Annotated in this window: 14 protein-coding genes; 12 read left to right on the top strand and 2 right to left on the bottom strand. The window is 36.4% G+C overall.

Annotation, left to right across the window (positions count from 1 at the left end; genetic code table 11):
- The first annotated feature begins 171 nt into the window (after positions 1 to 171).
- From BVF91_RS08875 to BVF91_RS08850, 6 genes are all read left to right on the top strand, one after another.
- Positions 172 to 2,655, top strand: a complete 2,484-nt coding sequence (locus BVF91_RS08875) for an ASKHA domain-containing protein (protein WP_085113063.1) — start codon at positions 172 to 174, stop codon at positions 2,653 to 2,655.
- Between the two features lie 96 nt (positions 2,656 to 2,751).
- Positions 2,752 to 3,627, top strand: coding sequence for an ABC transporter ATP-binding protein (locus BVF91_RS08870; protein ID WP_085113062.1), 876 nt, complete (start codon positions 2,752 to 2,754; stop codon positions 3,625 to 3,627).
- Between the two features lie 12 nt (positions 3,628 to 3,639).
- Positions 3,640 to 4,437, top strand: a complete 798-nt coding sequence (locus tag BVF91_RS08865) for a DUF2705 family protein (protein ID WP_085113061.1) — start codon at positions 3,640 to 3,642, stop codon at positions 4,435 to 4,437.
- Positions 4,438 to 4,449: 12 nt separating this feature from the next.
- Positions 4,450 to 5,250, top strand: a complete 801-nt coding sequence (locus BVF91_RS08860; RefSeq protein ID WP_085113060.1) for an ABC transporter permease subunit — start codon at positions 4,450 to 4,452, stop codon at positions 5,248 to 5,250.
- A gap of 18 nt (positions 5,251 to 5,268) precedes the next feature.
- Positions 5,269 to 5,898, top strand: a complete 630-nt coding sequence (locus BVF91_RS08855; protein WP_085113059.1) for a TetR/AcrR family transcriptional regulator — start codon at positions 5,269 to 5,271, stop codon at positions 5,896 to 5,898.
- 121 nt (positions 5,899 to 6,019) lie between these two features.
- Positions 6,020 to 6,799 (top strand): serine hydrolase, encoded by a 780-nt coding sequence (locus BVF91_RS08850; RefSeq protein WP_085113058.1) that lies wholly within the window; start codon positions 6,020 to 6,022, stop codon positions 6,797 to 6,799.
- A 19-nt stretch (positions 6,800 to 6,818) separates the two neighbouring features.
- On the opposite strand, the gene BVF91_RS08845 is transcribed toward BVF91_RS08850, so the two are convergent.
- Positions 6,819 to 8,912: a heavy metal translocating P-type ATPase gene (locus BVF91_RS08845; protein ID WP_085113123.1), complete on the bottom strand. Its 2,094-nt coding sequence runs from the start codon at positions 8,910 to 8,912 to the stop codon at positions 6,819 to 6,821.
- A 55-nt stretch (positions 8,913 to 8,967) separates the two neighbouring features.
- A complete protein-coding gene (locus BVF91_RS08840) occupies positions 8,968 to 9,333 on the bottom strand; it encodes an ArsR/SmtB family transcription factor (RefSeq protein ID WP_085113057.1) in 366 nt (121 codons plus the stop codon).
- Positions 9,334 to 9,521: 188 nt separating this feature from the next.
- Here BVF91_RS08840 and BVF91_RS08835 point away from each other — a divergent pair, with 188 nt between their 5' ends.
- The 6 genes from BVF91_RS08835 (at position 9,522) to BVF91_RS08810 (ending at position 13,933) form a co-directional block, all read left to right on the top strand.
- Positions 9,522 to 10,661: a DNA polymerase IV gene (locus BVF91_RS08835; protein WP_085113056.1), complete on the top strand. Its 1,140-nt coding sequence runs from the start codon at positions 9,522 to 9,524 to the stop codon at positions 10,659 to 10,661.
- A 10-nt stretch (positions 10,662 to 10,671) separates the two neighbouring features.
- Entirely contained in the window at positions 10,672 to 12,039 is a 1,368-nt protein-coding gene (locus BVF91_RS08830) for an MATE family efflux transporter (RefSeq protein WP_085113055.1), read from the top strand.
- Between the two features lie 68 nt (positions 12,040 to 12,107).
- Positions 12,108 to 12,614 (top strand): DUF6106 family protein, encoded by a 507-nt coding sequence (locus BVF91_RS08825; RefSeq protein ID WP_085113054.1) that lies wholly within the window; start codon positions 12,108 to 12,110, stop codon positions 12,612 to 12,614.
- Between the two features lie 15 nt (positions 12,615 to 12,629).
- Complete coding sequence (gene trmL, locus BVF91_RS08820; protein ID WP_013788852.1) at positions 12,630 to 13,100, top strand: tRNA (uridine(34)/cytosine(34)/5-carboxymethylaminomethyluridine(34)-2'-O)-methyltransferase TrmL; 471 nt, start codon at positions 12,630 to 12,632, stop codon at positions 13,098 to 13,100.
- Between the two features lie 219 nt (positions 13,101 to 13,319).
- Positions 13,320 to 13,562: a type II toxin-antitoxin system Phd/YefM family antitoxin gene (locus tag BVF91_RS08815; protein ID WP_085113053.1), complete on the top strand. Its 243-nt coding sequence runs from the start codon at positions 13,320 to 13,322 to the stop codon at positions 13,560 to 13,562.
- The gene (locus BVF91_RS08810) at positions 13,559 to 13,933 is read left to right on the top strand and encodes a type II toxin-antitoxin system death-on-curing family toxin (protein ID WP_085113052.1); all 375 of its coding nucleotides are present in this window, start codon (positions 13,559 to 13,561) and stop codon (positions 13,931 to 13,933) included. Before BVF91_RS08815 ends, BVF91_RS08810 begins: the two co-directional genes overlap by 4 nt.
- The last annotated feature ends 118 nt before the right edge of the window (positions 13,934 to 14,051 follow it).

Below are 14,051 nucleotides of genomic sequence, written 5' to 3'. Positions count from 1 at the left end.
TAGTTATAATTTTGGTTTTAATTTGCGTAAGTGTTGTAGCAATATTAGGAATATGGGCGATAATAAAATACGGAAAATCCAGATGACGAATTTTACCACCATTTCAATAGTTGGCTAAGTTTGGTTTTGACAGAAGTAGTTTCTATAATGAAACAAAATGAGGAGGAGAAGATGGATATAAAGTCTTATGAAATAGAGATAGATGAGAAGTCTGTTTTAAGGTATTTGGGATACAAGGATTCCCAGCCTTATAAAGGTTTATTAGACAAAATCAGAAATGCTATACACGATGCTTATGCTCTTATTGAGCCTGTAGTTTGCTTTGACAGGGTTTCTTTTGAGTACGACCATGAAAATGATGATATAAGGTTTCTAAGCGATGATGTGATAAATGAAAAGCACATAGTAGAAAGATTAAAAGGCGCAGAATATGTCATCATGGCTGTTGTCACTATTAAAGACGGCATTGAAAATGTATCATCAAGACTTTTTGATGATGGGAAGTATATGGATGGAATGATATACGATGCCATCGGAAATGCGGCATTAGATAAGCTTTGTGAGAAGTTTTACAGCGATGTGGCAAATTATGCGTCAAAAGAAGGGTATGTATTGACTGAGATGATGTTCCCTGGCGATGACAAGTGGGATATAGCGTCACAGAAGATTATATTCAAACACCTGGATGCATCTAAGATAGGTGTTACGTTGGATGAAAGTAACATGATGCATCCTGTAAAATCTCTGTCCTTCATATTAGGAATAGGAAAAGATATTAAGTCATCATCGTCACACCACGATTGCAGCAAATGCGATTTTTTTCAGTGTATCTACCGCAATGAGAAAAAGATGTATCACACACTGAAAGTCAAATACAGAGATGAATACAAGGAAATTTTAGCACAAGATGGTGCAAATCTTTTTAAAACATTGATAGAGAATGGCGTGCCAGTGCCTAATTCATGTGGTGGCTATCACACTTGTGGAAAGTGCAAAGTCATAATAGATTATAAGCTTCCTGTGACTTCCGAGGAGATGAAAAATTTAAGCGATGTAGAGCTTGAAAAAGGCGTAAGGCTTTCATGCTTTGTAAATGTTGATAGAGATCTTTCTATCACAGTTTTAGATGAAGGAGAAATATCAGTCTTGACTGAAAGCGTTGGACTATTTGAAGTTGACAGTGTAAACCCGAGAGTCAAAAAAATCCCCATAAAGCTTGATACGCCTACACTGGATGACCAGAGAGATGATTTTAAGAGGGTATGCGACGCATTAGGATTTGACGCAAAAATTCCACTAAGCGTATTGAAGGTGCTTCCAGGTGTATTAGATAAAAGTGGTTATAATGCCATTTGTGTATTGAGAAAGAATGAGATCATATCCATTGAAGGTACTGACTTTGTTGGCAGTTTATACGGCATATCTTTGGATATAGGCACTACTACAATCGCTGCATACTTGTACGATATCTCCACAGGGAAAATGATAGACGTCTTTTCAGGTGCAAATCCACAAAGGTCCTATGGCGCCGATGTCATATCGAGGATAAATTACACAATCGCTAAAGAAGATGGACTTTATAGATTGCACGTGGCGATGATTGAAGAAATCAATATGATAGTAGATTATTTTTGTGAAAGACAAGGAATTTCAAATGAAAGTATATATGAAGTAGTGATGGTTGGCAATACTGTCATGATCCACTTGGCTTTAGGAGTACCTGCTGAGAATATCGCTAATTCGCCTTATATACCTGCGTTTACGTCATCAATTGAAGTGAAGTCGAAAGATTTGGGGATAGATATAAACAGGGAAGGATACATTGTGACGCTTCCTATGGTTGCCTCATACGTTGGAGCGGATACAGTGGCGGCTGTACTTTCAAGCCGCATCAGTGAAAGTGATGATATCATTTTGCTGATAGATATAGGCACAAATGGAGAGGTAGTGCTGGGGAATAAAGACTTTCTCATATCCTGTTCCGCTGCTGCAGGGCCTGCCTTTGAAGGAGCTGGCATCACTTTTGGTTTAAGCGGAGTAGAAGGTGCAATAGATCATGTGGATCTTGAAAGAGATCCCATATTTACTACCATTGGAGGAAAGGCGGCAAAGGGTGTATGCGGTTCAGGCATCGTGGATGTGGTGGCAGAGCTTTTTAAGCATGGAATAGTTGATAATACTGGAAGGATATTTGATAAAGATGAAGTGACAAGCGTAGTTGGTAAAAAGTTTTTAGATCGCATTGTGCAATACGACGATATGCCATCGTTTTTAATAGACAAGGCAGGTGGCATATACCTTACACAAAAGGATATAAGGCAGGTGCAATTGGCAAAAGGAGCCATACAGGCTGGAATCAATATTCTCATGAGAGAGATGAATATTGATGAAGAAGATATAAAAAAAGTTTACTTAGCAGGAGGGTTTGGCAGCTACATAAGCGTAGAAAGCGCTGCAGCAATAGGGCTTATACCAAAGGGATTAAAAGAAAAGGCAGTTCAAATAGGGAACGCAGCGGGGTTAGGAGCATCTTTTGCGCTTCTTTCTGATGAGATGCTTGAGAAATCTAAAGTGATAAGAGATAAGGTCAAGTACATCGAACTTTCAAATAACCCATATTTTCAAGAAGAATTTTTAAAATCCCTGTACTTTTAAAATCCCTCTTATTTTTTAAAAGTGTATTGACTGCATGGTCAATTAGAGATATAATCAAATTGAAAATTGACCGAATGGTCAAAAGGAGGCGCTTTTATGAAAATCATTGAAGTCAATAACTTGACCAAGTATTACGGGAAATCGAGAGGTATAATCGATGTAAGCTTTGATGTGGAAGAAGGTGAAATCTTCGGCTTTATAGGGCCTAATGGAGCAGGGAAATCCACTACAATAAGGATACTTTTATCACTTATTTATCCCACATCTGGCAGTGCCAAGATTTTTGGCAAGGACTGCATAAAGTACGGCCCAGATATAAAAAAGGATATAGGATATCTGCCAGCAGAAGTATTCTACTACGACAACATGAAGGTGATAGACCTTTTAAGGTATTCTGCAAGTTTTTATAATAAAGACTGCAGCAAAAGGATAAAAGAGCTTTCCGAGCTTATGGATTTGGAGCTTAACAAAAGGATCGACGACCTTTCATATGGCAATAGAAAAAAAGTAGGCATAGTCCAGGGGCTTTTGCATGAGCCTAAACTGCTTATATTAGATGAGCCGACAAGCGGACTTGACCCACTTATGCAGCAAAGGTTTTTCAATCTTTTAAAAGAGGAAAACAAGAAAGGTGTTACAATTTTATTTTCCTCTCATATACTAAGCGAAGTCCAAAAATTGTGCGATAGGGTGGCTATCATAAAGGAAGGCAAAATAGTGAGCCTTGAGAAGATAAGCACATTGAGGGAAAACAGCTATAAGAAAGTTTACGTTGAGGCAAATGCTCCTTTAAAGGCTGACCATTTTAATATGGATGGTGTAAGCGATCTTCAGGTAAAAGACAGGACAGTCAGCTTTTTATTTAAAGGTGATATAAACAATATAATGAAAAAGATAGCGGAGATAAGCATATCAGATATTGCCATTGAAGAGCCTAGCTTAGAAGAAATCTTCATGCACTACTACACTTAAGGGGGTGTCAATATGAACGTATTTTTGTACGAGTTGAAATCAAAAACAAAGTCTTTAGCCGTATGGTCTATATCATTAGCTTTTGTGGCAGTTTTTTTACTTTCCATGTATCCTACGTTTTACAAGAATGCGTCTTTGTTTAAGGATGTATTAGAAGGCTACCCTGTAGCTGTGAGGAAGGCTTTTGGCATTTCCATAGACGATATAATTAAGTTTTTAGGCTATTATTCTTATGTATTTTCTTATGTGGTGCTTTTAGGCGCCATACAAGCCATGAATTACGGTGTTGCTGCAATATCAAAGGAGATTAAGCTTAAAACGGCTGATTTTCTCATGACAAAACCTGTAAAGCGAGGATCTATTTTGACGTCAAAGATTTTATCATCCATCGTCATACTTCTGATTACAGATGCCGTTTACTTTTTATCTGCATTTATCATGGCAAAATCAGTGACGAAAGAGCCCTTTAACATCAAACTCTTTTTCATGATTTCTGTCACACTTTTGTTTGTAGAGATGATATTTTTATCGCTGGGGGTTTTGTTGTCATCAGTTGTGAAGAAGATCAAGTCTACAACTTCTATATCTTTAGGAGTGGTATTTGCATTTTATGTAATTGGCATGATTCAGGCTATTTTAAACGACGACAACATGAAATATTTGACGCCTTTTAAATATTTCGATTTAAACTACATCATGAAGAATTCTTCCTACGACGTTCATTTTTCCAACATATCTTTGCTTATAGTCGTTGTGTCGATTTTTTTAAGCTATGTCTTTTTCCAAAAAAGAGACATTTACGCAATGTAAGGGGGGATATAGGTGAATATTTACATTAAAGAGATGAAATCCAGCGTTAAGTCGTTGATTATATGGTCTTTGGTTATGATTGCCTTTGTAGCTTCGTCGATGGGAAAGTACGCTGCCAGCTCGTCTATATCTGGTCAATCTCTTAACGACATGATTTCAAAGATGCCTGACGCGCTAAAATCCATGTTTGGCAGTGGAAATTTTGACTTATCGAAGGCTATAGGTTTTTACGGTGCCATGTTTATATACATCGTATTGATGGCTGCTTTGCACGCTTCGCTGATTGGCTCTAATATACTTTCTAAAGAGGAAGATGATAAGACTGCGGAATTTTTGATGTCAAAACCTGTACCGAGAGCAAATGTTATTACGTCAAAGCTTTTTGCTGCGCTTACAAATATAATCATTTTCAATGCTGTTACTTTCGTTTCGTCTTTGTACTTTGTGGGATACTACAGCAAAGGTGAAAACATTAGCGGTGATGTGCTAAAATTGATGTTGGGGGTATTTGCACTGCAGCTTATATATGTTTCATTGGGATTGTATTTTTCAGGTTTTTTAAAAAATCCCAGATTGTCTTCGCCTATTACTATAGGTGTGATGCTGGCAACGTATATTTTATCTCTTGCCATAGATATAGACAATCATCTTTCTCGCTTAAAGTACCTTACGCCTTTTAAGTATTTTGACGCAAAGAATTTGATGAATGGAAAAGGATTTGAGATAATATACGTTGTAATATCTGCTTTGATTGTGGTATTGTGCATTGGCGGGACTTATGTTTTCTATCAAAAGAGGGATTTGAAAATTTAGTTTTAGGAAGGGATCTTTTTGTACGAAAGCTTTGAAAATCTAAGCGATGAAAAGAGGAACAGAATAATTGAAGCAAGCCTAAGAGAGTTTTCCGAAAAAGGCTATATGAGGGCTTCTACAAACGAAATTGTCAAAAATGCTGGAATATCAAAAGGACTTCTTTTTCACTACTTTAAGAGCAAAAAGAATTTATTTTTGTATCTTTTTGATCGCATCGTAGATGAGTTTGTTGCTGCTTTTTATGAATTCATAGATGATTCGTCTTCAGATATATTTGACAGGCTCATGAGCTGGACAATGGTTAAATTCAGATTGTATTACAAAAAGCCTTTGGAGTATAGATTTTTAACAGTATCTATTTATGATTCGCCAGAAGAAATAAAAGATGACATAATGAAAAGATATGAGAGAATAAGCAGTGAAGTCATGAAGAAGTTTATGGGAAATTTAGACTTGTCGCGATTTCGAAAAGATGTAGATATTAGTAGGTCTTTAAGCTTTATCATGACGTCTATTGAAGCCATTGGCAACAATTATATAAAGATGTATAATCACGACATTGACAGACTTATTGCGGATAAAGATAAAATCATTGATGATTTAAAAAGTTGCATAAACATGCTTAAGTATGGTATATATGAGAAGTGACTAAATAAAATTGGGTGGTTAATACACCTGATTTTTTTGCCTTTAAATAGGTACTGGATTTTTTCTTCAAAAGTGATACTATTAAGACGTACGGAATTATGAGAAAAGGAAGTGCTTAATTATGAGTTTACATGATGACATAATGAATTTCGTCAGTAATGCTGGTGGAGACATAGGTGTTTCTGTAAAAAATCTGAAGACTGGAGAAATGATAGGCGTAAATGAAGAAATGATGTTTCCATCTGCCAGCACGATAAAAATACTTATCATGGCACAGATATATAAGATGGCTAAAGAAGGGTACATAAGATTGACTGACAATATCGTTTTATCTGACTTTATGAAAACAGATGGCAGCGGGATTTTATACCAGTTAAATAGCAAGCACAAATTCACCATAGAAGAACTTATAACACTGATGATCATTATAAGTGACAACACTGCCGCAAATGTTTTGATCGATATAGCAGATATGAAAAACATAAATAAGATGGCAGAAGATTTAGGTTTGTTTCATACTAAGATACAGAGAAAGATGATGGATTTTGAAGCTATAAAATCTGGGAAAGACAACTATACATGTCCAAAGGATATGACGCGCCTTTTAGAGCAGATGTACTCTGGAAAAGTTGTAGATGAGGAGTACAGCATCAAGATGATAGAAATTTTAAAGAAGCAGCAAGAATTTGGGAGGCTTGACTTGTACCTGCCAGATGATGTATTGATTGCTCATAAGCCTGGGGAACTTAAGTCATTAGAGCACGATGTAGGGATAGTGTTTTTAAAAGATTGCGACTACATAATAAGCGTGATGACAAACAACATGAATACGAATCTTGATGGGAGAATGGCTATAGGGAAAATATCAAAGATGGTTTACGACGAATACGTAAAATTATAAAGCAGCTAATCTCGCTGCTTTATTTTGTCAAGATTCTAAGGGAGTTAAGCACTGCCAGCACAGTTACCCCCACATCCGCAAATACTGCTTCCCACATTGTTGCAAAACCCAATGCTCCTAAGGTGAGAACAGATAATTTAACGCCTAATGCAAAAATTATATTTTCTAAAACAATTTTATGAGTTTTCTTTGCTATTTTTATGGCGTCAACCAATTTATAAGGCTCGTCTGTCATCAGCACCACGTCTGCCGCTTCTATAGCAGCATCAGTGCCGATTTTTCCCATTGCAATTCCGATGTCTGCTCTTGTTAAAGCAGGAGCATCATTTATCCCATCTCCAACAAAAGCTACTTTGCCTTTTAAATCAGTATTGCTGCACAGCTTATCGACGACATTAACTTTTTCATCAGGCAGAAGCTCTGAGTAAACACCATCAAGTCCTAACTCATTTGATATATATTCGCTTATTTCTTTTTTATCTCCGGTAAGCATTATGAGTTTTTCTACACCTAAGCTTTTAAGTGCTTTTACAGTATCTTTGGAGTCTTTTTTTATTGTATCAGATATGACGATGTATCCTGCATATTTTCCGTCTACTGCTATGTGGACAGCACTGTACGGTCTGACATCCTTACATGCTATATTATGACTTTTCATCAATTTTGAATTTCCTATAAGGATTTTCTTATCATCGATAATAGTTTTTATGCCATTGCCGGCAAGCTCAACATAATCTTTTATTTTTCCTACATCAATTTTGCTGCCGTAAGCATTTATGATAGATGATGCTATGGGATGATTTGAGTAATATTCTCCGTATGCAGCATATTTAAGCAGTTCATCGCTTTTAAATGGGTCTTCCGCACAGATTTCTGTCACTTTGAAAGTGCCTTCTGTCAATGTGCCGGTTTTGTCGAAAACTATTGTTTTAACATCATTTAAAGCTTCTAAGTAATTGCTGCCTTTTATAAGGATACCGCTTTTTGATGCGGCACCGATGCCGCTGAAGAAGCTTAATGGTACCGATATGACAAGGGCACATGGACATGATATAACTAGGAATACCAGCGCTCTGTAGATCCAATTTGAAAGGTTCTCGTTTAAAATTATAGGAGGGATTGTAGCTATAAATAAAGCGGATAAGACAACGGCTGGTGTATAATATTTTGCAAATTTCGTTATAAAGTTTTCGGCTTGTGCTTTTTTATTGCTGGCATTTTCTATCAAATCAAGAATCTTTGATACAGTTGATTCTTTAAAGTTCTTTTCGACTTTGACGGTGAGAAGGCCGCTTTTGTTTATAAAACCGCTTAATACATCAGAACCGATGGTAACTTCCATTGGCAAATATTCTCCTGTCAGTGATGATGTATCTACAAATGATTTGCCATCTATTACTTTTCCATCCAGCGGTATTTTTTCACCTGGCGTTACTAAGATGATATCGCCTATGTTTACTACTTCTGGCGGTACCTTTTTTATATCATTTTCTATCTTTAAGTTTGCGTAGTCAGGTCTTATATCCATCAAATTTTTTATTGATTTTCTAGAATTGTCTACAGCGTAATCCTCAATAAGTGTTCCTATTTGATAGAAAAACATGACGGATACGCCTTCTTCGTACTTTCCAATAGCAAAGGCACCTATTGTGGATATGCTCATGAGAAAATTCTCATCAAATAACTGACCTTTCAAGATTTTTTTGATAGACAATGCAATTATTTCTCCACCTGAAATAATGTAGCTTATGAAGAAAAGGGAGAACTTCGCGTATTCAGGAAGTTTAAAAATAACAGGTAAAATAAATAAAACTGCTGCAGATAATAATTGCACGATTTTCCAATTAAAGCGGATGTCTTTGTCTTTTGCGATTTTGCTTTCAGAATCAGAAATATGAATATTTGGCTCCACATCTTTTACGACTTTCTTTATAATTTTGTTTATATCATTTATATTGTTTATATCTTCCAATTCAACAGTCAATTTTGTATTTACAAGATCTACATTGGCATTGCATATTCCATCTATCTTTTTTACATTATCTTCTATTTTTGCTGCGCATACAGCACAGTCTAATCCTTCTAACAGGAATGTCTTCTTTGAGCCTTTCATGCTATTTGATTCCAACACTATCCCTTCTTTCATATAAATTTAAGCCAAATAAAGGCTATTCTTCTATATGGCTAAAACCCTGGTCAAATATCTTTATGACGTGGTCATCTGCAAGAGAGTAGTAAGCGACTTTGCCTTCTTTTCTGTATTTTACAAGTTTGCTTTGCTTTAATATCCTTAACTGATGAGATACTGCAGATTGATTCATGCCAAGTGTTGCTGCAATATCGCATACGCACATTTCGGACTTTAACAAAGCACACAATATTTTTATCCTTGTTGTATCGCCAAATATTTTAAAAAGCTCAGCAAGATCGTACAATTTTTCTTCTTCAGGCATTAGCTTTTTTACTTTGTCAACAATGTCTTGGTGTATTACAGTTATTTCACACACGTCATTGTTGCTTTTATTGTCTTTCATAAAAACACCTCTATAATTGAATATATGAATATTTGTTCATATATATTTTATAATTTATCTCAATTTGTGTCAACTTGTTTTGTTAGTTAGTATGAGAAAATCATATATTAAACTGTCATATGCTCATTATGGTTTAATGTGATGCTGTGCTATAATATATTTTAGTAATTCAGTTATGAGGGATAAAGATGATGCGCAAGATAATCCATGTTGATATGGATGCTTTTTTTGCATCTGTGGAACAACATGATAACCCAAAGCTTAGAGGAAAACCTGTAATAGTAGGCGGGCTATCTGGCAGAGGTGTTGTATCTACATGCTCTTATGAAGCGAGAAAATATGGTGTTCATTCGGCTATGCCTATGTACATGGCTAAGACTTTATGCCCACACGGCGTTTTTTTGCCAGTAAGATTTCAGCGGTACAGAGAAGTGTCTGAAAAAGTATTTGATATTTTATATGAAGTGACTGATATTGTGGAGCCGCTGTCGATTGATGAAGCATACCTGGATGTGACTGATATCGACAAAAATCCAGAAGATATTGCCAAGGAAATAAAAGAGAAAGTGCACAATGAGACAGGTCTTACTGTATCTGCAGGCGTTTCATACAACAAATTTCTTGCCAAGATTGCGTCGGATTGGAATAAACCTGATGGGCTTATGGTCATAACTGAAGACATGGTGCCTGACATATTGAGACCTTTAAGCGTATCGAAAGTTTACGGTATTGGGAAAAAATCGTCGGAAAGGCTTAAAAAAATAGGCGTAGAGAAAGTGGATGATTTGCTTAAATTAAGCCAGGATGAGCTTACGAATATATTTGGAAAGTACGGCAAAGAGATATACGACAGGATAAGAGGCATTGATTCAAGACCTGTTGAAACGTACAGGGAAACGAAATCGATAGGTAAAGAGACGACACTTAAAAAAGACACCAGCGATGTAGACTTGCTTTTAAGGTATTTAAGAGGATTTGCCGACATAGTATCATCAGAGCTTAAGAGTGAAGGGCTTTACTGCAGGACTGTAACCGTAAAGATAAAGACTTCGAATTTTATTGTCCACACAAGAAGCCGTACATTAAATGAATACATAGATTTGCCTGATGATATTTATTCTGTAGCTGAGGCCATATTTAAAGAGGCTAAAATAGTACAACCTGTAAGACTTATAGGACTTTCTGTGTCAAACTTAAGTGCCGTGAAGATAAAGCAGTTGTCGCTTTTTGACTTGGACGTCAAGAGAAATTTGAAGATCGATAAGATAGTGTATGATGTGAATAAAAAGCTTGGAGGATATTTTGTAAAAAGAGGAAGCGATATATAGGGGGGTCAAAATGGAGAAAGCTGAACAGCGATTTAGCCTTCAAAAGGAAATATTGGAGCTGGCATGGCCTTCTATAACTGAACAAATGCTTATAATGATGGTTGGCATGGTATCAACCATATTTGTAGGCCACATAAGCACAGCGGCTATAGCGGCAGTAGGAATGATAAATACTTTGGTGTTTTTCTTTCAATCTATCTTTGCAGGGCTGTCAACAGGGTGCACGGTAATCGTTGCTAGGCTAATAGGAGAAGATGACGATGAAAATGCAAAGCTTGCTGTTATGCAGGCGCTTGTAATGTGCATAATCATTTTTATTTTGTTTACCGTTTTCGGATACATCTTTGCTGTCCCACTGATAAAATTGTTTTTTGGTTCTGTAGCAAAAGATGTATTTGAGCTGGGGCTTATGTATTACAAGATTATTCTTTTGGGCATGCCATTTGTAATAATAGATATTGTATTAGGCGGTGCGCTAAGAGGTGCAGGTGATACAAGGACGCCCATGTACATTACGGCTACCATAAACTTGATAAGCCTAATATTAAATTCCCTTACGGTATTTGGAGTAAATATCGGTGGACATCAGCTTATACCTGCTTTTGGAGTAAAAGGTTCTGCCATGTCTGTCACCATAGCCAGGGTCATAGGTGGTTTTATACAGCTTTATGTTCTTTACTTTGGAAAGAGAAGGATCAATTTAAGCATAAAAGACGGCGTGAAGCTTAATTTTCCTATGATGTTAAGGATTGTGAAAGTTGGCGTCCCTGCGTCCTTAGAGCAGCTTATAATGCAAGGCGGATTTTTGATAATGCAGGTTATAGTTTCTACAATGGGCACTGCGTCTATTGCAGTGTACCAAATAGGCATGAATGCCAATGGCCTTGCATTTATGCCTATATTCGGATTTCAACTGGCAGCTACTTCTTTGGTTGGAAGAAGCTTGGGGGCTAGAAAGATGATGTTGGCGGAGACGTACGGAAAACTGTCGAATAAAATAGCTGTGCGGATAATAACGGTCATAGGTATAATCATGTTTATCTTTGCACGTCAGCTTGCCGCGCTTTATTCAACAGATCCTGAAGTCATAAGGATGGGGTCTGTAGTAATAAGGATATTTGCTGCAATTGAACCGATGCTTGCCATAATGAATGTATTGTCTGGCGTTTTAAGGGCAGCGGGAGATCTGGTGTATATAGTCGTGACGGCATTTATAGGGCTTTGGCTTTTTAGGATTGCCATAGGGTACGCTTTAGGCAAGTGGATGGGCATGGGTATATATGGCATATGGATAGGGATATGCTTTGACTTCGTTGTTCGTTCTTTCATGTACACATATAGGTTTAAGCAGGGAAAGTGGAAATATCTCATGGTATAAATAATGATGTTGCAAATTTGTTAAAATAAATTTATTATAAAAGTATAATTAAGCTGGGAGTTGATTTTGTGGATATATTTATTGAAAAGCTTGTAAAAAAACAAAAGACATCTAAGGACATGCTGAAAGCTTTGGGACTTATTTTACTTTCATTGGTAGTTGTTTTTTTCATAATACCACTTATACCTTTTGTGAAAGGTTTCCTCATCTTTTTTATCGTTGCCATACCTTTTTTTGCTTACTACGTGATTAAATCACAAAACATTGAATACGAGTACGCATATACCAACGGTGAGCTGGATGTAGATAGGATAGTAGCTGAAAGCAGAAGGAAAAGACTTTTAAGTGTTGACTGCAAAGACTTTGAGATTGTAGCAAAGGTGTCAAGTGACAAGTATTCAGATGAGTACAGAAAGATACCAAACAAGGTGGAAGCCGTAAGTTCGATGACATCACCCGACGTGTACTTCGCTGTCTTTGAAAATAGCGGCAAAAGGACGATTCTCTACTTTGAACCTAATGATAAGATGATAGAAGCTATGTGGAAGTACATACCAAGGAAGTTCTTTAAATAAACTGGAGGAATGCAAATGCCCATAAATGTAGTATTGGTTGAGCCGGAGATACCGCAAAATACAGGTAATATAGCAAGGACTTGTGTCCTTACAGGATCTAAGCTTCACTTAGTAAAACCGCTTGGTTTTTCTCTAAGTGAGAAGTATTTAAAAAGGTCTGGACTTGATTATTGGCCATACCTTGACTTAAAGGTGTACGAAAATTTAGAGGAATTTTTAGAGTCTACGAAAGGATGTAAATATTATTTAGCTACCACAAAAGGCAAACACTTTTATCACGAAGTAAAGTACGAAGATGAGTCTTACATCCTTTTCGGGAAAGAATCAGCAGGCCTTCCTCAGTGGCTTAGAGAGAAGTACGAAGATGACTGCATAAGGATACCTATGAACGAGGTAAAGGCGGAAAGGTCTTTAAACTTGTCAAATTCCGTAGCAATTGTAGTTTATGAAGCTTTAAAACAATTGGGTTTTCCCAATATGTATTGATATAAAGTGCAGCTAAAATCAGTGTTTCTTTATTAAGCGCCCGCAAAATACTAAAAGAAATGCTTTAGCTGCTATTTATTTTTTATATTTTTAATTTATGAATAATAGAATTATTACTTGCGAATTCAAGTTTGTCATAATATTACTACTACTATTTAATGGGAATAGGTTGAATTTATCCTACATTAGGATATAATAAAGGTAGGAGGTGTATAAAGCATGAAGATTAATACAGAAAACATGGTTTCTATCACGGAGGCTAATCAAAACTTTTCGAAAGTTGCAAGGTTAGTAGATAAAAATGGTGTTGTGGTAATTTTGAAAAACAATGTTCCGAAATATGTTATAACAGAGTTTAAAGAATATAAAGATGAGCAGATTGCAAAAAATGAAGATATAGAAAGCATTGCAATCCGATTAATTGCCAAGCACCGTAGTGCTTTTGAGGAATTAGCTAAATGATACGGTTAAGTGTACCACAGATTGTACTAATGCACAGTATTCTGATTCGTGAGACGGGTGGAATTGACGGAATTCGTGACAGCGGGCTTCTGGACCTTGCTGCTAACGCACCTTTTCAAACTTTTGACGGCGTTTATGTATATTCATCCCTTGAAGAAAAGGCTGCACGACTTGGTTATTCAATAATACGAAATCATCCTTTTATAGATGGAAACAAGCGTATAGGAATGCTTGCTATGATGGTCTTTCTTGAATTGAATGGTGTACAGCTTAGTTGTACGGATCAAGATATTATTAATGCAGGTTTGCAGCTTGCCAGTGGAGAAATGGATGACAAAGGGTTATTGGAATGGATATTTCAACATAGATAGTTTATGCCAATCGAACTTTATAAACAATGCAGGTGGACTAATTTCTTGGACAGTTCACCTGCATTGTTTGTAATATAATATCAACGGAATAATGTTTTTACTGGTAGTGTGTCTACAT

Source organism: Thermoanaerobacterium sp. PSU-2 (assembly GCF_002102475.1).
Classification (GTDB): domain Bacteria; phylum Bacillota; class Thermoanaerobacteria; order Thermoanaerobacterales; family Thermoanaerobacteraceae; genus Thermoanaerobacterium.
The sequence above is the reverse complement of the archived record's forward strand: the minus strand, read 5'-3'. Positions and strand labels throughout refer to the sequence as shown.

Coding starts and splice junctions, on each gene's coding strand:
- BVF91_RS08845 (WP_085113123.1), bottom strand. CDS start 8,912: ATGAAAGGCTCAAAGAAGACATTCCTGTTAGAAGGATTAGACTGTGCT.
- BVF91_RS08835 (WP_085113056.1), top strand. CDS start 9,522: ATGATGCGCAAGATAATCCATGTTGATATGGATGCTTTTTTTGCATCT.
- BVF91_RS08875 (WP_085113063.1), top strand. CDS start 172: ATGGATATAAAGTCTTATGAAATAGAGATAGATGAGAAGTCTGTTTTA.
- BVF91_RS08830 (WP_085113055.1), top strand. CDS start 10,672: ATGGAGAAAGCTGAACAGCGATTTAGCCTTCAAAAGGAAATATTGGAG.
- trmL (WP_013788852.1), top strand. CDS start 12,630: ATGCCCATAAATGTAGTATTGGTTGAGCCGGAGATACCGCAAAATACA.
- BVF91_RS08850 (WP_085113058.1), top strand. CDS start 6,020: ATGAGTTTACATGATGACATAATGAATTTCGTCAGTAATGCTGGTGGA.
- BVF91_RS08815 (WP_085113053.1), top strand. CDS start 13,320: ATGAAGATTAATACAGAAAACATGGTTTCTATCACGGAGGCTAATCAA.
- BVF91_RS08870 (WP_085113062.1), top strand. CDS start 2,752: ATGAAAATCATTGAAGTCAATAACTTGACCAAGTATTACGGGAAATCG.
- BVF91_RS08865 (WP_085113061.1), top strand. CDS start 3,640: ATGAACGTATTTTTGTACGAGTTGAAATCAAAAACAAAGTCTTTAGCC.
- BVF91_RS08810 (WP_085113052.1), top strand. CDS start 13,559: ATGATACGGTTAAGTGTACCACAGATTGTACTAATGCACAGTATTCTG.
- BVF91_RS08840 (WP_085113057.1), bottom strand. CDS start 9,333: ATGAAAGACAATAAAAGCAACAATGACGTGTGTGAAATAACTGTAATA.